At 35.3% G+C, this 21808-nt stretch carries 23 protein-coding genes and 2 pseudogenes; 16 read left to right on the top strand and 9 right to left on the bottom strand.

Annotated features, from left to right (window positions below; genetic code table 11):
• Nucleotides 1-13 precede the first annotated feature (13 nt).
• Nucleotides 14-853, top strand: coding sequence for a thymidylate synthase (locus tag JOC59_RS05045; RefSeq protein WP_205143709.1), 840 nt, complete (start codon nt 14-16; stop codon nt 851-853).
• A gap of 23 nt (nt 854-876) precedes the next feature.
• Entirely contained in the window at nt 877-1401 is a 525-nt protein-coding gene (locus JOC59_RS05040) for a dihydrofolate reductase (RefSeq protein ID WP_205143708.1), read from the top strand.
• Nucleotides 1402-1522: 121 nt separating this feature from the next.
• Here the strand turns inward: JOC59_RS05040 and JOC59_RS05035 are convergent, their stop codons facing one another.
• The gene (locus JOC59_RS05035; protein ID WP_205143707.1) at nt 1523-2626 is read right to left on the bottom strand and encodes a M24 family metallopeptidase; all 1104 of its coding nucleotides are present in this window, start codon (nt 2624-2626) and stop codon (nt 1523-1525) included.
• Nucleotides 2627-2819: 193 nt separating this feature from the next.
• On the opposite strand from JOC59_RS05035, the gene ccpA reads away from it, so the two are divergent.
• The 6 genes from ccpA (at nt 2820) to typA (ending at nt 8335) form a co-directional block, all read left to right on the top strand.
• Nucleotides 2820-3821 (top strand): catabolite control protein A, encoded by a 1002-nt coding sequence (ccpA, locus tag JOC59_RS05030; protein ID WP_205143706.1) that lies wholly within the window; start codon nt 2820-2822, stop codon nt 3819-3821.
• 111 nt (nt 3822-3932) lie between these two features.
• On the top strand, nt 3933-4655 hold the full coding sequence (locus JOC59_RS05025) for a YebC/PmpR family DNA-binding transcriptional regulator (protein ID WP_205143705.1): 723 nt from the start codon (nt 3933-3935) through the stop codon (nt 4653-4655).
• A gap of 249 nt (nt 4656-4904) precedes the next feature.
• Complete coding sequence (locus tag JOC59_RS05020; protein ID WP_205143704.1) at nt 4905-5081, top strand: hypothetical protein; 177 nt, start codon at nt 4905-4907, stop codon at nt 5079-5081.
• A gap of 233 nt (nt 5082-5314) precedes the next feature.
• Nucleotides 5315-5599 carry a UPF0223 family protein gene (locus JOC59_RS05015; protein WP_205143703.1) on the top strand — a complete coding sequence of 95 codons (285 nt, stop codon included), beginning with the start codon at nt 5315-5317 and terminating at the stop codon, nt 5597-5599.
• A 9-nt stretch (nt 5600-5608) separates the two neighbouring features.
• Complete coding sequence (locus JOC59_RS05010; RefSeq protein WP_239517026.1) at nt 5609-6394, top strand: inositol monophosphatase family protein; 786 nt, start codon at nt 5609-5611, stop codon at nt 6392-6394.
• A gap of 96 nt (nt 6395-6490) precedes the next feature.
• Nucleotides 6491-8335 carry a translational GTPase TypA gene (gene typA / locus JOC59_RS05005; protein WP_205143702.1) on the top strand — a complete coding sequence of 615 codons (1845 nt, stop codon included), beginning with the start codon at nt 6491-6493 and terminating at the stop codon, nt 8333-8335.
• Between the two features lie 199 nt (nt 8336-8534).
• Here typA and JOC59_RS09335 read toward each other — a convergent pair.
• Nucleotides 8535-8681 (bottom strand): annotated as a pseudogene (locus JOC59_RS09335) (transposase); the annotation flags it as partial.
• Between the two features lie 356 nt (nt 8682-9037).
• Between JOC59_RS09335 and JOC59_RS04995 the strand changes: the two are divergent.
• The 3 genes from JOC59_RS04995 to JOC59_RS04985 are packed head-to-tail and all read left to right on the top strand — an operon-like array spanning nt 9038 to nt 11608.
• Entirely contained in the window at nt 9038-9772 is a 735-nt protein-coding gene (locus JOC59_RS04995; protein WP_205143701.1) for an ABC transporter ATP-binding protein, read from the top strand.
• Nucleotides 9760-10923, top strand: a complete 1164-nt coding sequence (locus JOC59_RS04990) for an ABC transporter permease (RefSeq protein ID WP_205143700.1) — start codon at nt 9760-9762, stop codon at nt 10921-10923. Before JOC59_RS04995 ends, JOC59_RS04990 begins: the two co-directional genes overlap by 13 nt.
• Nucleotides 10924-10951: 28 nt before the next feature.
• The gene (locus JOC59_RS04985) at nt 10952-11608 is read left to right on the top strand and encodes a TetR/AcrR family transcriptional regulator (RefSeq protein ID WP_205143699.1); all 657 of its coding nucleotides are present in this window, start codon (nt 10952-10954) and stop codon (nt 11606-11608) included.
• A 27-nt stretch (nt 11609-11635) separates the two neighbouring features.
• Here JOC59_RS04985 and JOC59_RS04980 read toward each other — a convergent pair whose 3' ends face one another.
• The 4 genes from JOC59_RS04980 to JOC59_RS04965 all read right to left on the bottom strand — a co-directional run bounded on the left by JOC59_RS04980 (nt 11636) and on the right by JOC59_RS04965 (nt 14178).
• On the bottom strand, nt 11636-12856 hold the full coding sequence (locus tag JOC59_RS04980) for an APC family permease (RefSeq protein ID WP_205143698.1): 1221 nt from the start codon (nt 12854-12856) through the stop codon (nt 11636-11638).
• A 118-nt stretch (nt 12857-12974) separates the two neighbouring features.
• On the bottom strand, nt 12975-13115 hold the full coding sequence (locus tag JOC59_RS04975) for a hypothetical protein (RefSeq protein ID WP_205143697.1): 141 nt from the start codon (nt 13113-13115) through the stop codon (nt 12975-12977).
• 19 nt (nt 13116-13134) lie between these two features.
• A complete protein-coding gene (locus tag JOC59_RS04970) occupies nt 13135-13275 on the bottom strand; it encodes a hypothetical protein (protein ID WP_205143696.1) in 141 nt (46 codons plus the stop codon).
• Between the two features lie 102 nt (nt 13276-13377).
• A complete protein-coding gene (locus JOC59_RS04965; protein WP_205143695.1) occupies nt 13378-14178 on the bottom strand; it encodes a hypothetical protein in 801 nt (266 codons plus the stop codon).
• 264 nt (nt 14179-14442) lie between these two features.
• Between JOC59_RS04965 and JOC59_RS04960 the strand changes: the two genes are divergently transcribed.
• Nucleotides 14443-15735: an APC family permease gene (locus JOC59_RS04960; RefSeq protein ID WP_205143694.1), complete on the top strand. Its 1293-nt coding sequence runs from the start codon at nt 14443-14445 to the stop codon at nt 15733-15735.
• A gap of 415 nt (nt 15736-16150) precedes the next feature.
• Nucleotides 16151-16588, top strand: a pseudogene (locus JOC59_RS04955) (GNAT family N-acetyltransferase).
• A gap of 162 nt (nt 16589-16750) precedes the next feature.
• On the opposite strand, the gene JOC59_RS04950 reads toward JOC59_RS04955, so the two are convergent.
• Nucleotides 16751-18100 (bottom strand): threonine/serine exporter family protein, encoded by a 1350-nt coding sequence (locus JOC59_RS04950; RefSeq protein ID WP_205143693.1) that lies wholly within the window; start codon nt 18098-18100, stop codon nt 16751-16753.
• A gap of 170 nt (nt 18101-18270) precedes the next feature.
• Here JOC59_RS04950 and JOC59_RS04945 point away from each other — a divergent pair, with 170 nt between their 5' ends.
• From JOC59_RS04945 to JOC59_RS04935, 3 genes are all read left to right on the top strand, one after another.
• Nucleotides 18271-18723, top strand: coding sequence for a phosphate-starvation-inducible PsiE family protein (locus tag JOC59_RS04945; protein WP_205143692.1), 453 nt, complete (start codon nt 18271-18273; stop codon nt 18721-18723).
• Between the two features lie 193 nt (nt 18724-18916).
• Nucleotides 18917-19744: a helix-turn-helix transcriptional regulator gene (locus tag JOC59_RS04940; protein ID WP_239517025.1), complete on the top strand. Its 828-nt coding sequence runs from the start codon at nt 18917-18919 to the stop codon at nt 19742-19744.
• A 75-nt stretch (nt 19745-19819) separates the two neighbouring features.
• Nucleotides 19820-20248, top strand: coding sequence for an SRPBCC family protein (locus JOC59_RS04935; RefSeq protein WP_205143691.1), 429 nt, complete (start codon nt 19820-19822; stop codon nt 20246-20248).
• A gap of 190 nt (nt 20249-20438) precedes the next feature.
• On the opposite strand, the gene JOC59_RS04930 is transcribed toward JOC59_RS04935, so the two are convergent.
• Both JOC59_RS04930 and pnuC read right to left on the bottom strand, forming a co-directional pair.
• On the bottom strand, nt 20439-20855 hold the full coding sequence (locus tag JOC59_RS04930) for an OsmC family protein (protein WP_205143690.1): 417 nt from the start codon (nt 20853-20855) through the stop codon (nt 20439-20441).
• 183 nt (nt 20856-21038) lie between these two features.
• Complete coding sequence (gene pnuC / locus JOC59_RS04925) at nt 21039-21794, bottom strand: nicotinamide riboside transporter PnuC (RefSeq protein ID WP_205143689.1); 756 nt, start codon at nt 21792-21794, stop codon at nt 21039-21041.
• Nucleotides 21795-21808 lie beyond the last annotated feature (14 nt).

The following is a 21808-nucleotide window of genomic DNA, read 5'->3' as shown; positions in this document are numbered from 1 at the left end:
GTGAATAATTAGAATGACGAAAGCAGATTTGATTTTTAAACAAAATATTAAAAATATTTTAAATAACGGTGTTATGTCAGAACATGCACGGCCACATTATAAGAATGGTCAACAAGCCAATAGTAAATATATTACTGGTTCTTTTGCTGAATATGATATTAGTAAAGGTGAGTTTCCAATTACTACTTTACGACCAATTGCGATTAAAGCTGCAATTAAAGAAATTTTTTGGATTTATCAAGATCAAAGTAATGAAATTGATGTGCTTGAGAATAAGTACGGTGTTAATTATTGGCGTGATTGGGTAATTGAGGATGGTCACACAATTGGTCAACGTTATGGCGCAACGGTGCGAAAATATCATATAATTGATAATCTTTTAGCAGGATTAGCTAAAAATCCTTGGAATCGGCGCAATATTATTAATTTGTGGCAGTATGAAGATTTAGCTTCAACAGCTGGTCTACTACCGTGTGCTTTCCAAAGCATGTATGATGTGCGTAAAGTGGGTAACGAAATATACCTAGATGCAACGTTGATTCAGCGGTCCAATGATATGCTAGTTGCACATCATATTAATGCTATGCAATATGTAGCCTTACAAATGATGATTGCTAAACATTTTGGTTGGAAAGTTGGTAAATTTTTTTATTTTATTAATAATTTGCATATTTATGATAATCAATTTGACCAAGCTGATGAATTATTAAACCGAGTACCAAGCGATGAACAACCAATGTTAAAGTTAAATGTTCCTGATGGAACAAATTTTTTTGATATTAAGCCAACTGATTTTATATTGGAAAATTATCATCCAGTTAAACCACAACTAAAATTTGAATTAGCAATTTAACTTATTTGGATAGGAGAAAAAATATGATTAATATGGTTTGGGCACAAGCCAATGGACGTGTTTTAGCAAAAAATGGAGGCATTCCATGGTATCTACCAGCTGATTTAGCCTTTTTTAAAGCACAAACAATTGGGCACCCAATCGTTATGGGCCGGAATACTTTTTTATCTTTTAAAGGACGTCCATTACCGCAACGACGGAATATTATTTTGACACATGACCATGATTTTAAAGCACCGGTAGATTTTGAAATTATGTATTCAGTAGCAGAAGTTTTAGCAGAAACCGTAGAGAAAGGCGATGATTTATCAGTAATTGGAGGGAGACCAATTTTTGACTCCTTTATGTCAGTTGCTGATGAACTAGTTGTGACTGAAATAGATGCCGATATTGAAGGTGATGTCTTCATGCCAGAGATTGATACAAATACGTGGCAGTTAGTATCATCTAAGGTAGGGGTGTTGGATGAAAAAAATAAATTACCGCATGTTTTTAACATTTATAAAAGAGCAGCTAAAATTTCGGCTACAGAAATAATGGCTGATTAAGATAATTATTGGGCTAGTTAATAGTATAGAACCGGAAAAAGAGCAGAATTGAAGGGACCCCCGATATCGGATCAAAATCCAATATCGGGGGTCCCTTCAATTCCGTTCTTGCCAATAATAATTATTGTATATATTTTAGTTCTTTACTTGTATGTGTGAAAGTGTCTGCACCATCAGTGGTAACTACAACACAATCTTCAATTCGGACTCCGACTTCACCAGGAATATAGATACCAGGTTCAATAGAAAAAGTCATACCAGACTGTAAAACAAGATTATTTCCTTCCATGATGGAAGGAAATTCATGTTCACTGGTACCCATTCCATGACCAAGTCGATGGATAAAGTACTTACCATAGCCAGCTTTTGTGATAATATCACGAGCTATTTTATCAAGCTGAGCAGCAGTGATACCTGGTTTAACAGCGGCTTGTGCGGTTAATTGTGCTTCTAGAACAACCTGATAGACATCTAATGCTTTTTGATTGGGTTTACCAAAAGCAACTGTTCTTGAAGTATCAGAAATATAACCTTGGTAAAGGGTTCCTAAATCAAATAAGACTAACTCATTACGATGTATTTGCAAGTTAGAAGTGGCCCCATGAGGATCAGCAGCGTGAGCCCCGGCTTGAATTAAAGTATCAAAACTCATACCTGTTACGCCACGTAGTTTTGATTGATATTCTAATTCCGCCGCAATTTGTAGTTCAGTTTTACCTTCAGCAATTGCTTTAAAACCAACTTCCATTGCAAAATCAGCATCTTTACCTGCTTGATGTAATTTGGCAATTTCAGCAGGGGTTTTAATTAAGCGCATATTTTGTATGTATGCAGTCATATCAATGTTATATTGAGCTTGTGGAAAATACTGTCCAAGTGTTTCAAGATGATCAACTGTCAAAGTTTGTTTTTCAATCGCCCATATGTTTGTGTTGTGAGTCCGCTTCTTGATGTAGTCAGCAATCATTGCAAATGGATTTTCATGATCTTGGTAACCATAAACATCATATGGCCAGCCAGTTTGTTTGACAACTTCAACTTCAAGTGCTGGGGCAAAAATAAAGGGTTGAGCATCCTTAAATACAAATAAGGCTAAAACACGTTCAATTGGATCAGAGCCAAAACCAGTTAGGTATTGAATTGATTCAAAGTTAGAGAAGTAAGCTACGTCAGCTTGCTTTTCTTCAAGCCAAGTACGAATTTTATTCAATTGGGAATATTCCATAATAATAGAGCCTCTTTTCACAAAAATAGAATCATTAAATTTAATTTTAACACTATTTCTAAAAAATTTATTTATTTTTTAGATGTAAACGTTTGCAAACATATGGTAATTTCTGTACACTTAGTGTATTATGAAAACAGTATGAAAACAAGCAGTGACAATGTTTGTTAAAAATTTGAGGACTAAATAGAATATGGAAAAAGAAAGTGTAACAATTTATGATGTTGCTCGTGAAGCAGGGGTGTCAATGGCTACCGTTTCACGAGTTGTTAATGGTAATAGTAATGTTAAGCAAGTGACTAAGGATAAGGTTCAAGCTGTTATTGAACGCTTGGACTATCATCCAAACGCAGTAGCACGAGGACTTGCTTCAAAGAAAACAACCACTGTTGGTGTGATCATTCCTGATGTAACTGATGCATATTTTTCAGAACTAGCCCGTGGCATTGATGATGTTGCTAACATGTATCACTACAACATTATTTTGGCTAACTCTGATGAATCTGGCTCGAAAGAGTTAAAAGTATTAGAAAACTTATTAGCTAAACAAGTTGATGGTGTAATTTATATGGGAAACGGATTAAATGCTGAGTTACGAAAAGCTTTTCGACATGCGAATGCGCCAGTCGTTATTGCTGGTTCAGTTGATGATGAGGAAAAGCACCCAGCAGTTAATATTGATTATGTTGCAGCAACGTGTGATGCGGTTAATAAACTAATCAGGACAGGACATGATAAAGTTGCTTTTGTTTCAGGCGATTTAAAACAACCAATTAATTATAAATATCGGCTTAAAGGTTATCAAAAGGCTTTAGCAGAGGCAAATATTACTTTTGATGATTCATTAATTTTTACTAGTGAGTACTTTTATGCAGCTGGCTATGAACTGGCTAAAAAAATTCAAGCAAGTGCAGCAACAGCAGCGATTATTAGTGACGATGAATTAGCAGCTGGATTATTAAATGGGTTAACTGATGCCGGTGTCAATGTCCCAAATGATTTTGAGTTAATTACTGCCAATAATACAAAATTAACACAGATTACACGGCCAGAATTAACATCCATTACGCAACCAATGTATGATATGGGAGCTGTTTCGATGCGGATGTTAACTAAGTTAATGAATAAAGAACAGCTTGATCAAACAACGGTTGTTTTACCGTACGGAATTATTGCGCGAAGTTCCACGAAATAATGTTTACCAACCAAATAAGATATTGATATAACCTGAGCATACGAGTATACTGTTATCGTTATGAGGTTTAATACTTAATACAAAAAAATAAATAAAAAAGGAGTACTGAAGATGTCAGGACACTCAAAATGGCATAATATCCAAGGTCGTAAAAACGCCCAAGACGCAAAGCGTGGTAAGATTTTCCAAAAAATTTCACGGGATCTTTATACAGCAGCAAAAACTGGTGGTGCTGACCCTGATGGTAACCCATCATTACGTTTGGTAATGGATAAAGCAAAGGCTGCTAATATGCCAAAGGATAACATCCAACGGGCACTTGATAAAGCGACAGGTGCTAATGGGGCAAACTATGAAGAAGTTGTCTATGAAGGCTATGGTCCTGCTGGTATTGCCGTATTAGTTGAATCATTGACTGATAATCGTAATCGGACAGCCGCTTCAGTTCGTTCAGCATTTACGCACCATGGTGGTTCGTTAGGAACCAGTGGTTCTGTTGCTTTTATGTTTGACCGTAAAGGTTTCATGGTTGTACCTCAAAATGAAGATGCGCCACTTGATGAAGATACAGTTTTTGAAGCTGCAATCGAGGCAGGTGCGGAAGATATGCAAGCTACTGAAGATGGGTTTGAAATTATTACCGCGCCATCAGATTTTGAAACAGTAAGAGATGCTTTGGTTAAACAAGGCTATGAACTTACTCAAGATGAAGTAACAATGCTTCCTCAAAACACAGTGGAAGTTCCTGAAGATAAAATGAGTCAATTTGCTGGCCTAATTGAAGAATTAGAAGACAATGATGATGTTTCCGCTGTTTACCACTCAGCTGATTAATAAACTATCTTAAATATAAAGTACAGTTAATGACAAATATTAACTGTACTTTTTTACTGAAATAAATAAAACCATGTAATGGCTAACCAGTAAGGTTTATTTTTTATTGCGGATATTTAACGTAAATTAACAAGAGTATTTCAAAGCCCTAACAAACTTGAAATACTACCATCTAGTTTAATGGAGTATGCTACTATTAACATTAACAGTTAATATCGTATATTTTAAAATTAAGCGAAAGAGGGTAATATGAGTATTATAAAATCTTTAATAAAGCATGGCGTAATTGTTTTTACCTTGGTTGGAATATTTTTTGGTAGCCAACAAACAATAAATTATTTGGTCACACCAAAACATCCAATTCAAATCAAAGTATCCAAAGGGCAATTAATAAATATGCAAGCAATAGACATGCTTGGCCACTAGGAAACCTATTATAATAAATAGGTCGTAAAACTAGCTATAGGTAACTAACTGCGATAACAGTTAGCTTTACTGTGCTTAAAAGATTTTAGATAAAAAGCCATATTACACGTAAAAGTGTTATAAGCTATTGCAGTCTATGCTAGATAGCCTTGTAGTAATCCTTAGGATAGAGACTTGTTGTTACGATATTTCCAACGTATACTTAAAGGTATAGGTAAAAGGGGATGTGTAGCATGAATAAAGAAAATTTTAGTTATCCGTTAGATGAAGGGTGGTCAACTAAAGATATTATTAAGGTGACAGATTTGTACTCAGCAATTGCCCAAGCAAATGAAAAAGGTATCGAGCAAGTAAAGTTAATCGCGGCTTATAAAGCGTTTAAAACAGTTGTTCCAATGAAATTTGAAGAAAAACAAATTGATCGTGCTTTTATGCAAGCAAGTGGTTATAGTATTTATCAAACACTTAAACTCGCATATGAGTCAAAGGCAAAAATAATTAAAATTAATAAATTTTAAAGGTCGTTTATGATGATGGAAGAACAAGATTTATTAAGATTTGATAAAACTGTGCAACAGTGGTTAGTGGATATTCGTCAAACTCTTGAAAAGAATCTGTTAGCGAATTTGTTGATAAGTGAAAAAAAGGGACGCCGTGATCTAGTAACAAATGTCGATAAAAATGTTGAAAAAATTTTAACTGAAAAAATTCATATTTTGGACCCAAAAGCACAGATATTAGGTGAAGAAGGATTTGGTGATGCTGTTAGAACAATGCGGGATCATGTTTGGTTTATTGATCCAATTGATGGTACGATGAATTTTATTAAGCAACGTGATGATTTTGCCATTATGCTAGCACTCTATATTGAAGGACAAGGTACATTAGCGTGGATTATGGATGTTGATAAGGGCATTATTTATCATGGAGGTCCTAAAATAGGGATATTTGCTAATCAGCAAAAATTAAAAACACCACAAAATATACGCTTAGAGGATGGATTGATTGAGGTAAGCGGAGGACGCTTACTAAATCAGCAATTAAAATTAGTTGAAATTGGTCGTAAGTCATTAGGTATTAGAATTATTGGTTCTGCGGGGATGTCTTTCATTAAGGTTATTGAAGGAAAAGCCGTTGGATATGTTTCAAAAATGCAGCCATGGGACTTTGCGGCAGCAAAAGTTTTATTAGAAAGTTTAAAAATGCCGTTCACAACAATTGACGGCACCGAAATTGATATGTTATCATCAAATACAGTTTTAACTGCAACTCCGTGTGCGCATCAAGAAATTGTGCATCTTGAGTTGACCTAAGTTCGTATGTCGGGCCTTGGCCCGATTTTTTAATGGATAATTAAATAAAGACGAGCTAACAATAATAAGATAGTAATCTTAGAGGAGAATAGAATTTTGGCAAAACGTGAAGATATTCGTAATATTGCAATTATTGCGCACGTTGACCATGGTAAAACAACTTTGGTTAATGAATTATTAAAACAATCTGATACTCTTGATAGTCGAGTAGAAATCTCAGATCGTGCAATGGATACAAATGATATTGAAAAGGAACGTGGTATCACAATCCTTTCAAAAAACACTGCCGTTAAGGTTGGTGATAAGCAAATTAATATTTTAGACACACCTGGACACGCGGATTTTGGTGGTGAAGTTGAACGAATCATGCGCATGGTGGATGGTGTATTATTAGTTGTGGATGCTTTTGAAGGAACAATGCCACAAACACGATTTGTTTTGAAAAAAGCTTTCGAACAAAACTTGACACCAATTGTTGTGGTAAATAAAATTGATCGCCCTGGTTCACGACCTGAAGAAGTTGTTGATGAAGTTCTTGATTTATTTATTGAATTAGGCGCTGATGAAGAACAACTTGATTTCCCAGTTGTTTTTGCTTCTGCAATGAATGGAACATCTTCATTGGATCCAGATCTTGATACGCAAGAACATACAATGAAACCAGTCTTTGATAAAGTATTTGAAACTATTCCAGCCCCAGAAGATAATGCTGATGAACCATTACAATTCCAAGTTGCAATGTTAGATTACAACGATTTTGTTGGTCGTATTGGAATTGGTCGGGTAGCACGAGGGACAATTAAGATTGGTGACAGTGTTACTGTTATGAAGCTTGATGGTACCAATCAATCATTCCGTGTTACCAAATTATTTGGTTTCATTGGTCTTGATCGTGTTGAAATTGAAGAAGCTAAAGCTGGTGATTTAATTGCTGTTGCTGGGATGGATGAAATTAATGTTGGTGAAACTGTAGTTGCACCAGATACATTAGAAGCATTGCCAGTTCTTCGTATTGATGAACCAACGCTTCAAATGACTTTCCGGACCAATAACTCACCATTTGCTGGCCGTGAAGGTAAATTTGTTACTGCTCGTCAGCTAGAAGATCGGCTTCGTCGTGAATTGCATACTGATGTCTCATTACGTGTTGAAGATACCAATGAAGCAGGTGCTTGGTTAGTATCAGGTCGTGGTGAATTACACTTATCAATTTTAATTGAAACATTACGCCGTGAAGGCTTCGAATTACAAGCTTCACGACCACAAGTTATTTTCCGTGAGATTGAAGGTGTGTTATCAGAACCATTTGAATCTGTTCAAATTGATACACCTGACGAATATACTGGTTCAGTCATTGACTCACTTTCACAACGTAAAGGTGAAATGCAAAATATGGAGTCAGTTGGTAATGGTCAAACACGTTTGACATTCCTTGCTCCTTCACGTGGTTTAATTGGATATTCAACTGAATTCCTTTCATTAACACGTGGTTACGGTATCTATAACCATACTTATGATTCATATGGTCCAGTAATTAAAAATTGGGCGCCAGGCCGTCACAATGGTGCTTTAGTTTCAATCAACCAAGGTTCAACAACAAACTATGCTATCATGGGTGTTGAAGATCGTGGAACGATGTTTACTGGTGCTGGGGTTGAAGTATATGAAGGTATGATTGTTGGAATGAACTCACGTGACAATGACATTTCAGTTAATGTTACTAAGATGAAACCACAATCAAATGTTCGTTCATCAAATAAGGACCAAACTGCTTCAATTAAAACACCACGCGTTATGTCATTGGAAGATTCACTAGAATTCTTGAATGATGATGAATATGTTGAAGTAACACCAGAGAATGTTCGTTTACGGAAACAAATTTTGAATACTAATGAACGTGAAAAAGCTGCTAAACGTAAAAAGCAAGCAGGTAGTATCTAATTACATACTACTAATAATTGGTGATACGATGCGATAAAAGGGTAGAAAATTAAATTTTTCCACTCTTTTTTTGTATCTAATACCCTAAAAATTGGCTCTTTGTCAAATGGTACTGATAGACTAAATAATTAAATTAATTTATTAGGCAACTAATTCATAATTTGGATTAGTTGTTTTTTTTGTAATTTATCGCAAAATATTAACTTTTAAAGCTAATTAAAATACGATGTCTGAAGTTTTCAAAATTTTTAAAACCATATGAAATACGACTAATAACTTTTATTTTATTGTTGATTCCTTCTACAGGGCCATTAGAAAATCCGTATTCAAAACTATTAACAATTTCATTAGGGTTTTTGAAAGTATTATTGATTTTTAAATTTGGGTTTTTTATGTGAGTGATATTTTGAGATAATTATCCATGGAGATTTCCTTTCTGCTTGATGGTGGTGGGTTATCTCTTTTTTTACACCTTTTTTAAAAAATGAAAGAAAAAAAGATACTAATAGACCCAATTTATGAGAATCAGTGCATTATCTTTTTTATGATGTTAGTTATAGCATGACAACTATATGAAGTATATTTCATGGTAGTTAATAACGAAAGTAACGATGATTATCTTGACAAATCCACTCAGTGAGTATATACTCATTTTTATAAGGTGAGTGAGTAATTACTCATTTAATCAAAGGAGGAGACTTTATGCAAACCAATATCTTAGAACTAGAACATTTAGCTAAAAGCTTTGGTAAAAAAAGGGTGTTAGCAGACATCAATTTAACGGTAATACCTGGTGAAATAATTGGGCTAATTGGGCCATCAGGTGCAGGGAAATCAACAGTAATTAAAATTGCATTGGGGATGGAAGTTGCAACGAACGGGACGGCCAAAATTTTTCAAAAAGAAATGCCTAATCGGCAATTGCTTAGTGATATCGGCTATATGGCACAAACGGATGCGCTCTACATGAGCTTAACCGGGTATGAAAATTTGCACTTTTTTGGCGTTATGAAAGGCCTTAAAGCATCCAAATTAGCAAGTGCAATCGAATACGTCGCAGCCGTGGTTAATTTAACGGCAGACTTAAACCGGCGTGTTGTTGAATATTCAGGAGGAATGATGCGGCGTTTATCCTTAGCGATAGCGTTGCTGGGGGACCCACAATTATTAATTTTAGATGAACCAACGGTCGGGATTGACCCGGCCTTACGGCAACAAATTTGGGCCGAATTAGGCCGGATTAAAATGACTGGGCGCAGTATTTTAATCACCACGCACGTGATGGATGAAGCCGAGTTAGTCGATCGGGTGGCTTTATTATTAGATGGAACGGTCATGGCCTTTGATACACCGCAAAAACTAAAACAGCTTTATCAGGTTGATAGTGTTGAAAAAGTCTTTTTAAAAGCTGAGGGGGTTGAAACATGCGAATCATAGCGATTATTGAACGGATTTTAAAAGAACTATTTCGTGATAAGCGGACGTTAGCTTTGATGTTTATCGCGCCCATCTTGGTAATGTTATTAATGAGTGTTATTTTTAATACTAATTCTGTTACTAACGTGACAGTGGGGACGGTTGGGGTGAGTTCCAAGGTAACTAATGAAATCAAAAAAATTAAACATGTACATCTTAAAACCTATCAAACGCAAGAAAAGGCTAAACACGCATTGACTAAGCAAAAAATTGATGCAGTTATTAAGCAAAATGGGCATAATTATCACATCATGTATGCTAATACCGATGCAACGAAAACTGCTAAAGTGAAATTGGCCTTTCAAAATGCGCTAACTATTTCAAATGTTAAAGCGCTCAAACAAGCTTTAAGCAAAAGTACACAAGCTAATACTCAACTAAAAGCTCAAATTTTAGCGCTTGAACAAAAGGTAACCCAGCAAAAGGTTAAGAAGCAGAAAGCAGCACAATCGCCACAAAGTCAAAAGGCAGCCAAAATAAGTAATACCTATGTTTACGGTGATCATAATACTGGTTATTATGACAAAATTTTACCAATTTTAATGAGCTTTTTCGTCTTTTTCTTTGTCTTTTTAATTTCAGGGATGGCGCTATTAAAAGAACGTACCAGTGGTACTTTAAACCGACTATTAGCGACACCGGTCAAGCGCTCAGTAATTATTTTTGGCTATATGTTAAGTTACGGTATCTTAGCAGTAATTCAAACGATCCTGATTGTCTTGATTGTAGTATGGTTATTGGACATTGAAGTAGTTGGAAGTATGATCGCAGTGGTTATTATGAATTTATTATTAGCCTTAGTTGCCCTAGCTTTTGGTATTTTACTTTCAACCTTTGCTAATTCAGAATTTCAAATGATGCAATTTATTCCGTTAGTCATTGTGCCCCAGATTTTCTTCTCCGGGTTAGTTCCGTTAGATACGATGCCTACTTGGATTAAAGCACTGTCATATCTTATTCCGTTGAAGTATTCTGGCGAAGCAATTAATGGGATTATCCTACATGGGACATCAATTTTCGATTTAGGTTTTGAAATTACGATGTTATTATTATTTTTAGTTATTTTGACAAGCTTAAATATTTGGGGCTTACGGCGTTATCGTAAGGTATAAAAAAATTTGATGAAACAGGTGATTACGCATGCAGATTAATAGTATTGAAAAGTTACTGGCACAAACATTAGCTGAGACAGATTTATCTAAAAAGCAACAAGCAGTTCTTAATGCAAGTTTGAGTTTGTTTGCGCAACAAGGATTTGAACATACAACGAGTAGTGAAATTGCACAGCAAGCCGCGGTTTCAGAAGGGACGGTCTTTAAGCAATTTAAAACAAAGCAAGGAATTTTAAACGCTTTGTTAGAACCGTTCATTGAAAATGTTTTTCCGAGAGTACTTAATGAATTCACTAACAAAATTACGGGGCAACAATATCATAACTTTGAGCATTTTTTGTGCTACGTCGTTAAGGATCGGCTAACATTTGCCATGGAAAATCAAAAACAATTAAAAATTTTTTTGCAAGAGATTATTCGTGATGAAACAATGGTAAAGGTGATGTATGATAAGTGGCAAGTTCTTTTGGACGAACACATTACGCCCTTGTTTATTACATTTCAAAAAAATAAGCAACTTATTGATTGGCCAATAAGTCGCATTATGCAATACATTGTTAGTATTCTGGCTGGTTACATTTTACCACGTATTCTAACTAATTCGATGGCAACGTTTGATATTGACCAAAGCAGTCAAGCTGCTAGTGATTTTTTATTACGTAGTCTTACTCCATTAAAAGATTAGTAACTAAGATGGGTCTGAACAAAGTAATCAGTTGGTGTGCTTACTGGCTACTTTAAGAGCTTGCTTGGTGGCTTTAACTTTAGCTAAATGCGCATCATCGACTTTAACGCTTAAATAAATAAGTGCTAATACCACAATACAACTGACACCTAATAATAGGACAGTGAGTGAAAAAGAGGTTAATAAGATGATTGAAAAACCAATGGTGCTAAGGCCGATTAAATAGTAGCGTTTTTTAACGTTCGCGCACCCAGTTGCCAAATATTGGACGAAACTCATGAAAACGGTAAGTTCACTTAAGAAAAGATAATCACCAGTTAAGAAAAGGCAAATCGCTCCAACCGTGGTGAGAATAACAGCCCAAGTCGGCGTGTTAAAGGTTGTCGCTACAATGACTCCAAGAATGGAAATACAAATACTACTAACAAACAGTGGAATACCAATGTGGCCAACAATTTTAGCAAAAATCGTGGCTGCGGGGACAATCGTATTTGGTAATGTTGCACCTAAGACACCAATGGTTATACTTTGGATAATCAAATAGACGCTGATACATGATAGCATTACAAGTGATATCATTTTGGGTAAATTTTTAGTTGGATTATTCATTTTTTCGGCATTAACTGGTAAAAAAGAAAAGCCCGTAAAAAAGAAAAAGACAGTTCCATACGCCACTAAAAATCCTTTCAGGGTAAAATGATGTGTAATATTGGTTAGTGGTTGTTGACTGATAAAGTTGGTAACTTTGGCTAACCAAATACTAGTAACAACAAACACGATCACGATTAGTAACTTTAAGATGGCCGTGATATTATCTAGATTGGCAATTAATGATGAGCCAAAATACGATAAAAACCCTAAGCTTAGTAATAAGCTGACCCCCACGATGGTCGTGGGTAATGTGGGGAAAATCATTTTCAAAGCAGTTAATAAGGCCGATACTTCGGTAGCAAGAGTGACTGTCCCTAGTAACCAAGTCACTATTCCGATAATAAAACACATGAACCGGCCAAAGACACGGCGAGCATAGATGAACGCTCCACCATTTTCGGGATAAAGCTTACTCATGTTAGCATATGAAAAAGCAATCGTGAATAAGGAAAAGCCAGCCAATAAAATGGCTAAAAGGCTCCAATTACCAACATTACGATAAATTTTACCAGCTAGTAAAAAAATTCCAGAGCCGATAATGGAGTTAATACCGAGTAAATAAATAACCAGTGGTGAAAGTAATTTTTTATCTGCCATCTGAATGTCCTCTGATTTATTATCGCTTAATGTAATAAAGACTGGAAAAAACAATGTTAGTTACGTTGTCTTTTCCCAGTCTTTTTTAATTAAATATTCACTTGTGTTTTAAATAGCACTATTCATGAATTTTTTGATCTAAGTCATCTCCAAGCTGATCAATTTTCTTGGCAGCAAAAATGGTGCCAGCAACGAGAATGCCACTAATGATCAAGGTCGAAGCAACTGCAAATTTTAAAACTGGTTTTAAAGTATCCATAATTAATAAACCCCCCATGTTATTTATGTTTGTTACGCTTAAGTTGTTTGAGCTTTTTAAGTTTTTTAACGCCCATTATAATTAACTGAATGAGGGCAATTAGTGATGATATTTTAGCCCAAAGACTAGTTGAATTACGTTTACGAACTTTTTTAAACATATGCTTTCCCCCAAAAGATTAAGATTTAAAAAGGTGCTTGGCATAGCGATAAGCCTTTCTTTAACTATACTATTTTTTGCCCCTAATAGATAACGTAAAGCCCTAAATTTCAAATTTAAGATACGTACGATCATCAAAAGACTGCTGTTTACTGTTAAAGCCCTTGGTTGACTTATAAGTATGAATTAAAAGTGGATCAGTATTTTTTAGCTCACTAAGTGTTGCCTCAGTTTGCACTAAGCTATCTTTTAAAATTGGATAGCCATCACTAGCTAAAATGATGCTGTGAGCATGGGTTGCGTCTAAAACCTTAATTTTGTCAGGACAGTTACCAAGACCATCTAAGACTAAATAACCAAATTCATTATCCGTATTAGCTAGATTAGCCTCTAGTTGTAAAAAGGGCCAAATCGCATTACGACCAATGTCATTATCGCGCGTAATCGTGTTATCGATGGTATCGGCGGCAAACACAAAAGAGCGGACTTCACTTAACAAGTTATCAATTTTTTTGACATTTTGATGATAAGTGTTATCAATTAAACAATGACAGTCACCCATAAACCAGACTTCTTGATGATAGGCACTATAAATGATGGCATTAGCCTGTAAACGTTGTTTAGCATTTTTAGTAAAGTAATTAAGGTTCGGGTATTGTTTGGCTAGTACTTGGTTTAAGTAATGATATGCGTTTGTCACGGTAAATGTGCTAGGCATGGTCCTAAGCGCATCAAGGAGGACGTTTTTAGTGAAAACGCCAGGTGACGGCCGCCAAATACTGTGACTAGCCTTATTAGTAACCCCATCAATCACGGCGACATATGCATCATTATAGAAAATCCCATCCTCATTTAAAGCATGATTATTAATTTTACTTGCAGAAAACGCCTCTATGATTTGCATAAAATTTTTGCCTTTCAACTTAAATTTATTAAAAGTTACTATAAGTTAATTTTAACAAAATTAGGCGTGAAAAAGTAAATTGCAGTTTGGTGCCTTACTGTAAGGTACAACCAATAGTTAGTAAAAATGGTAGTTTTATTAAGAAAATACTCCCTTTAGTGAGAAAATAATGAAAGTAAGGGGACATTAAGTAAAAATAAATTGCCAATTACAAACTAAATTTGATATGCTTTTTAAGTTAATTATAAAAAAAGGAGTTAGTATGTGGATTATCAAGTAAATGAAAAACATAAATTTGGATTAATTGCACTTATTCTATTTGGTATCAACGGCATAATTGGTACAGGGATTTTTTTAATGCCTAATCAAGTGTATAAATTAGTCGGCAATGGGGGAATTATTGTCGCCTTGCTCGATGCAATCTTAGTTTTAACAATTGCCTTATCGTTTGCTGACATGAGTTCACGTTATGGGAACAATGGGGGCGCCTTTTTATATGCTAAGGCTGCTTTCGGTGAGTATATCGGTTATGTAGTTGGTTTTATGACGTACCTAATTAGAATGATTGCCTGGGCGGCGATGATTGCGGGATTAACAACGGCGTTGGGGAGTACGTTCCCCGTACTAAATACGCCGCTTGCTAGTCATAGCACCTCGCTAGTAATTGTTGTCTTACTAACAATTATGAACTTGACCGGCGTTCATCTTGTGAAGGCGGTTAATTCGATTGCAACAGTTGCTAAATTAGTACCACTATTTTTATTTATTTTTATTGGTATTTTCTTTATTAAAAGTGGCAATTTAGTACCAATCATTAATTATAGTACGAATTTTAGTAATTTTGGTTCGGCTGCGGTCATGCTGTTATATGCCTTTACGGGTTTTGAAACCATGACAATTGCTGCTGAAAATTACCGTAATCCGGAAAAAAATTTACCACGGGCAATTATTATTGCGATTAGTATTGTTGCTTTTATCTATGTAATGACAATTGTGGTTAGTAATGGTATCTTAGGAGCCCATGTTGCCAATTCAGTCGTACCCATTCAAGCTGCCTTTCGCCAAATTACCGGTGACATTGGGTATGCGATTATTGCGACTGGGACGCTAATTTCAATGCTAGGAATTGTGATTCATGCCTCCTTTGAAACACCACGAGCTGGCCAAGCGATGGCTCAACAAGGGGCATTACCCCATAAATTAGCACAAGTTAATAAAAAGGGGCTCCCGACCTTGGCGATTATTATTACGGGGATTTTAACATTACTATTAACGTGGTCTGGTCAATTTGCCGTCCTAGCGCAAATGTCAGTTGTCGCTCGTTTTGTCCAATATATTCCCACAATTTTAGCTAGTATCTATTTTTATTTTATCAAAAAAGGCCAACCAGGAACGTTAAAGCTCCCACTAGGCCCGGTAATTCCAATCGTTGCTTTACTTTTGAGTGTTTGGTTATTAAGTCAAGCTGAAACTAAATTATTATTATTTGGGTTAGCTGGTTTAGTAGTAGCAAGTTTATGCTATCTCCTTACTAAGGCAGTCAAAAAAGTTAAGTAAAATAATTGGTTGGTTTTAAAAAGGAGCGCTCTTTTTCAAAAAGGGCGCTCTTTTTTTGTCAATTTGATTTTTGAAAATGTTATGAGTTGATAGTACAACAGAATTAGCAACTATGTTCTAGTATTTTAGGTATGGTTAATGACTTTAAATAAACCATTATTATCCATTATGTTATACCTGTAATAATTTTTATGCAAAGCTTGGGTATCAGAGTAGTTTTAAAGTAAAATAGGAAGACCTAATGATTAATGATTGCCAAAATGAAGATGAAATATGTTTTACTGATTTTAATCTAAAAGAAGGCTAAAAATTGCTTCGCCTGTGTAGGTAGCTTGTACGCCTAGAATTATTAAAAATGGTGCTTATTGTTGAACGTTGTGACAACACCCTATTACTTAAAATTGGAGATATGCTTATGATTAGAAATTTAAAAATAGATGATGCAGACGTTTTACAAGTTATCAATAAAGAACAACTCGGTTACGATTTCCCACTTGAGGCAACAAAGAGCCAGTTAGCTAAGTTACTTAAGGATTTTAGCCATCATTTCTTTTTGGGATTTAAAGATGAACTGACGCAGCAAATTATAGGATACGTGCATGCTGAAGTTTATGAAGCGATTTATGCTAATTCATTATTTAATATATTAGCCTTAGCAGTTTCTAAAGATAAGGTAAACCAAGGTATTGGGTAAGAATTAATGACTGCTTTGGAAAAAGAAGCAAGACTGAGAAACTATGCAGTAATTCGCTTAAATTCAGGCGTGAAACGCGTAGAAGCGCATCAGTTCTATGAAAGAATAGGCTATAAGAATGATAAAATGCAGAAAAGATTTATAAAGCGGCTTGATTAGTTACTAAATGATACCGTTAACGGCTAAATTAACTACCAAAAAAGACTGAATTTGAGAAAATTCAGCCTTTTTTTCAGTTATAGTTGTGGTTCAGGGTTGTTATTAGCCAATCTTACGAGACCGTGGTTAAAGGGAATGCTTGTTTGTGCTTTAAAATTGCGTTTAATTAAAATGACGCCAGTCTCGATCAAAGATGACCCGGGCAACAAATAAACCGAGTGGTAAAAATAAAATAATTAAAATGGCATGCGTGAGCCATAAAGCCCCAGTTCCAATCTGATTAATCCCAATATTATAAACAGCGCGATAAATAAATAAACCTGGGACCATAATGACAATGGCGGGCACGGTTAATGAAATGCGGGGGAAACCAGCAAAGCGATTGAGCAATGAGGCTAAAATACCAGCCACTAAAGCACCAATGAAGGCCGCCGTACTAGGTGGTAAAGTGGTAAAATCAACTAGCTCAAGACGGAGGGGGTTAGCAACGGCACCAATACAGGCTGCTGCTAAAGCCATTTTTTTGGGACTATTAAACATAATTGAGAAACCAAAAACACCACAAAAACTAGCTGGGATCCGCAATAATAATAAAACCAGTGGGGATAGACCAAGTGGCATAAAATTTTCAGGCTGTAAATGAACGGCCAAGGCAACTAGCCAGCCAACTAAACTAGCAACACCCGTAATCATAATAGCAAAATTTAAACGCTCTAACCCAGAGCGCATATCGAGTTTTGACAAATCTAAAAAACTCGTAATAAACGGAAAACCAGGGATAACGAATAACATAGCCCCAATATAGCCGGCTTCGTGACCGTGGGCAATATGGAAAAATTGGGATAAAAGTTCAAAAGTTAGTAAATAGGTGATACACGCGGTGGCTACACTTAGGGCTAATCCAACCAGCGTGGTAATGCGAAAATCACTTAATTTACACCGAACATAGTTACCAAGGCCCGCCCCAACAAAAACACAAAGCATTTCTGGTAGGCCACCACCTAACAGAAAAATAAAACTGGCACAGGCTAAAGCAGCTGCCAAAGCAACGTGGATTGCTTGATAATTACCAGGTTTATTTTGAATATTATCTAAACGAGCATGGATATTTTGAAGTGGCACTGATAGCTTAATTTTTGCAAAATTTTGAACAAATAACTCTAAAACCTGTAAACGATCGGTGTTAACACCACTGGCGGGTAACGTTAAAATTTGGGTATAGCTATTATTATCATCGAAACATGTATAATGAATGGATGTAAAACCAATATCAGCGGTACAAACTAAATCAAGGCGCCACGCAATGTGGTTCATAGCATCACGGACACGCCAAGCACCAGTTCCACACGCTAACATCATAATGCCAACCCGACCAACAAGCAGTGTTTTTTCACGCAATGTGACGGCCTGTAAAGCGGCCTGCTGATTTTGGTCATTTTGAAACCATTTAATCGGCATATGATGGGCTTTTAAAGGGGATACTTGCTTAGGCATTTCAATTTTATCTGACATACTTACCTCACAAAGATATATTTTAGTTAAGGTCATGGGTGACTTTATTTAATATATTACGCTTGAATAAAATTCAATTAAAGCGTGTTTTTATAAATTTACAAAAATAAATACGTAAAATGGATAATGGTTTGGTATGATAGTAATAAAGACAAATGGAGGAATAATGAATGTCTAAAGCAAAACTAGCCCAGTGGTACAACTATGTTTTAGGAATTGCAATGTTGATTTTAGGGTTATTGATGATGGGCTTCTTCATTAAAGAGGTTGCCGAGTTAACGATATTATTATTTGACGGTCAATTAAAAATTGAATTTTATAAAGTGTCAGAAATTATTTTAGAAACGTTTATGTTTTTTGAATTTGTTGTGTTAACGCGTGAATATTTTATGCAAGATCATATTTCATTACAAAATTTTATGTACATTGGGGTAACAGCCATGTTAAGAAATTTATTAGTGTATCACGATGATACGATTGGTATTTTAATTCAAACTAGTGCGATTGCTATTTTGATTTTGGTGTTAATTATATACCGGCTTTCACGGCGCTATATTGAAGATCGGCAACATGCCGATCAACGGCAAATGCAAGCCTTCAAGGAGGAGCATCACGGTGCATAGGTGCATAATAAGGGCTAAATCATAAATTGGAGTGATGGTTTAAACGATTAATTGGATAGCATGGTGCTGGTATTCAAACGGGCTCATGTCATCCAATTTTTTAATTTGGCTATTATCGTAAAGTAAGAAAGCATTGAAACATAAATTTTACGATATAATGACGGCTAATAAGAAAAATAAACGGAGGTGGATATTGACTAATCAATTGGGAAGTTCTTTAAAGGAAATACGTAAACAACAGAAACTTTCACAAAAAGAAGTTGCTAATGGGATATGTGCCCAGTCAATGTTATCAGCGATTGAAACTGGTAAATACATGCCAAATGCGCGCTTATTACTTGCTCTATGTGATCGATTAGCTATCAGTTTAGATGAAATTAGCCTAAATAGTAATTTTACAATTTCAGCAAGTCAAAAATTTAATAAGACACTTTCAAAATTATGTAATGAGCATAAATATGTGGGATTAAAAACCTTTTTGTTAGATCCAGTAACTATTGACAATGTTCAAACAGCAGTAGAAGTCCAAGCATATTACTATTATTTAAGTGTTACTAATTTTCAAGTCGACGCTGATTTGAGGTTTACTGAGCAAAATTTAAAGTTGTCGCTATCAAATGACGAAAAAGGAACAATGCAATCAACTTTAACTAGGTTAGGGTTAGCCTCATTAGGTCTTATTCAGGCTAAAAAAGGGTTATCTACTTCAGATACCACCTTAGTAATTAAGGCCATGACAAATATTGAGCAGGCAAATTATGTGGAGAACCTAAATATAATTTTCTATTTAGTAGCCTTAACTAACTATGAACTTAAAAATATACAAGGGGCTTTAAAGTGGGTCACAAAAGGCATTGCGTATATAACGGGCCATAACTCACATTATATGTTAGCAAATTTATATCGATTAGTTGCACAAATTGCAAAAGAGAATGAACAAGCTGATCAACAATTAGAAGCTCAACAACGTAGTAACTTCTTAAAGAATTTATTTAATGAAAAAATCAACGAGAACTTTTAAATATCAGTATACTGATTATCAATAATTACAAAAATTCGGTAAATTAAGACTAGCAAATCGAGGAGGTCTTAATTTATGCAAAAAAAGTCATTTTCTAATGTAGTAATAGCGCGGGCTACGCAGAAAGATGTTTGGCAAGCTTTAGTAGAACTGCAGTACTTGCTAGAATGGGTACCTGAAATTATGATAGCAAGACAAAGTAAAAATCGGATTAGTATCACTAGAACTGGTCCATCCATTAATCAGCATGAGATAGTTAGTATTGAAGAAATAACAAACGGTATTAAATATACTAGTACTGAAGGTCGAATAGAATACGAAGTTGTTTTTTTAATAAGTGGTGTAGACAAGTGTGTGATAATTCAAGAAGATGTTTATGTTTTAGAAAAAACAGCTTTGCATCTTCCACTAAAACTCTTAACACCGATTGCTAAACATGCTTTTGCGGTTAATTTAAATAATTTAGTCACAGTAGTCGAAAAAAGAACTAGGCTAGCAAAATAGTATTATAAAGAGAGGGAAGACAGTTCAAATAATTTGAGTTGTCTTTTTATAAAATCAGATTGTTATTGGTAGTATGCGTGGGAATACCGATTAACACAAAAAGACAGCTTTAACAAAGCTGCCTAAAAACATATAAATTTAAATTGTTATTTATTAACTTGTCCTACTGACTTACTCGATTAATCTTTAACTATTTTGCTAAACTAATGGTGTAATTGGCACTTTGACGTAAAAGTTGGGAAACAGGACAACGATCTTCAACTTCAGTAACCATTGCTTGGGCTAAGGCGGGCGCTACACCGGGAAGGCTCACTTCAGCATGTACTAAAAATTCATAGTGCGCCTTACTACCAACAAAGGCCACTTTAACATAGACAGCCGCTGTATGTGGTAAAGCATGTTCACGTTCAATTGCTTGGAGCGTTGCCTCAAGACACGTACTTAGGGACATGCCTAATAATTGCTCTGGATTAGTACCCGGATTGCTATTTAATGGACTACTTGTTTTTAACTTTAAACCGTTTGGCACATACGTATGACCTTCAAGGCCTTCATCATTGATTACTTCAGTTATATATAAAGCGTCTTGCCATCGTTTATCTATCATTATGCAATTATCTCCTTTAGTTTAAGTTATTTAAACAACAAACCGCCCCATAATTACTATTAGGCACAGTTAAAAATTAAGTTACAGTCATAATTTAATCGCGTAGTTAGCGCTAATTAAATTTTACCACATACTAACCTTTTGATAACTTAATAACTATAAATGATACGGAGTGGTTATTATTTAAATTGTGCGGAACCACCCTTTAACACTAAAGAAGGCGTAGAAATCGTTTAATAAGAACACACTATAACTAAAAATTAACGCAAAATTGCCATCACCAGCGAGCATGGTTTGTGACCATAAAGCAATCGTAAAAATGGAGGCGAGTGTCCAAATATAATATTGTTCCCGCTTCCGGTTAAGTTCCATTAATGAACCAGTAATTGCCATCGCCAACGTTAAGCTATCTAAGAATACACGGGGATCACTAGTTAAACTAAAGATATTAAAACAAGCTAACCAAGTAATTAAGAAGAATAGGCCATAACCCAACCATTCTTTTTTACTTTCAATTTTAGCGGCTTCCATCGTACTATTCCATTGTGGATCTAAGATACAAAAGATATCAAGAAAAATGATGTACCCAAGTTGTTCGCAAACAGTAGCGAAATTACCAGCTAAATAAGCGGCCCAAGCAATACATAGGGCACTAATTAAACCGGCCCATCCTTGAATACCAGAGCGATTGGAAATACCAATAACACAGGCAACCGATAAATTACCACCGATAAAAGTAATAATTGCTAAGAGGGGATTAGCGTTGAATGAAGAAAAAACCGAAATAAGCTGTAAAATAAAATTAAAGGCGAGGAGGGCATAACTGAAAGTCCCCCAACCAAGGCATTGTTTGATTAACCATGGAAGGTAATCTTTACGGAAAATGTTGTGACTATATGCTGGTAAATTTGTTAGTACTTCATAATACTTATTAAACATAAAACATCCTTAAT

Source organism: Periweissella beninensis (assembly GCF_016908275.1).
In the GTDB taxonomy this organism is placed as follows: domain Bacteria; phylum Bacillota; class Bacilli; order Lactobacillales; family Lactobacillaceae; genus Periweissella; species Periweissella beninensis.
The sequence above is the reverse complement of the archived record's forward strand: the minus strand, read 5'-3'. Positions and strand labels throughout refer to the sequence as shown.

Coding starts and splice junctions, on each gene's coding strand:
- JOC59_RS05045 (WP_205143709.1), top strand. CDS start 14: ATGACGAAAGCAGATTTGATTTTTAAACAAAATATTAAAAATATTTTA.
- JOC59_RS05040 (WP_205143708.1), top strand. CDS start 877: ATGATTAATATGGTTTGGGCACAAGCCAATGGACGTGTTTTAGCAAAA.
- JOC59_RS05035 (WP_205143707.1), bottom strand. CDS start 2,626: ATGGAATATTCCCAATTGAATAAAATTCGTACTTGGCTTGAAGAAAAG.
- ccpA (WP_205143706.1), top strand. CDS start 2,820: ATGGAAAAAGAAAGTGTAACAATTTATGATGTTGCTCGTGAAGCAGGG.
- JOC59_RS05025 (WP_205143705.1), top strand. CDS start 3,933: ATGTCAGGACACTCAAAATGGCATAATATCCAAGGTCGTAAAAACGCC.
- JOC59_RS05020 (WP_205143704.1), top strand. CDS start 4,905: ATGAGTATTATAAAATCTTTAATAAAGCATGGCGTAATTGTTTTTACC.
- JOC59_RS05015 (WP_205143703.1), top strand. CDS start 5,315: ATGAATAAAGAAAATTTTAGTTATCCGTTAGATGAAGGGTGGTCAACT.
- JOC59_RS05010 (WP_239517026.1), top strand. CDS start 5,609: ATGATGATGGAAGAACAAGATTTATTAAGATTTGATAAAACTGTGCAA.
- JOC59_RS04995 (WP_205143701.1), top strand. CDS start 9,038: ATGCAAACCAATATCTTAGAACTAGAACATTTAGCTAAAAGCTTTGGT.
- JOC59_RS04990 (WP_205143700.1), top strand. CDS start 9,760: ATGCGAATCATAGCGATTATTGAACGGATTTTAAAAGAACTATTTCGT.
- JOC59_RS04985 (WP_205143699.1), top strand. CDS start 10,952: ATGCAGATTAATAGTATTGAAAAGTTACTGGCACAAACATTAGCTGAG.
- JOC59_RS04980 (WP_205143698.1), bottom strand. CDS start 12,856: ATGGCAGATAAAAAATTACTTTCACCACTGGTTATTTATTTACTCGGT.
- JOC59_RS04975 (WP_205143697.1), bottom strand. CDS start 13,115: ATGGATACTTTAAAACCAGTTTTAAAATTTGCAGTTGCTTCGACCTTG.
- JOC59_RS04970 (WP_205143696.1), bottom strand. CDS start 13,275: ATGTTTAAAAAAGTTCGTAAACGTAATTCAACTAGTCTTTGGGCTAAA.
- JOC59_RS04965 (WP_205143695.1), bottom strand. CDS start 14,178: ATGCAAATCATAGAGGCGTTTTCTGCAAGTAAAATTAATAATCATGCT.
- JOC59_RS04950 (WP_205143693.1), bottom strand. CDS start 18,100: ATGTCAGATAAAATTGAAATGCCTAAGCAAGTATCCCCTTTAAAAGCC.
- JOC59_RS04945 (WP_205143692.1), top strand. CDS start 18,271: ATGTCTAAAGCAAAACTAGCCCAGTGGTACAACTATGTTTTAGGAATT.
- JOC59_RS04935 (WP_205143691.1), top strand. CDS start 19,820: ATGCAAAAAAAGTCATTTTCTAATGTAGTAATAGCGCGGGCTACGCAG.
- JOC59_RS04930 (WP_205143690.1), bottom strand. CDS start 20,855: ATGATAGATAAACGATGGCAAGACGCTTTATATATAACTGAAGTAATC.
- pnuC (WP_205143689.1), bottom strand. CDS start 21,794: ATGTTTAATAAGTATTATGAAGTACTAACAAATTTACCAGCATATAGT.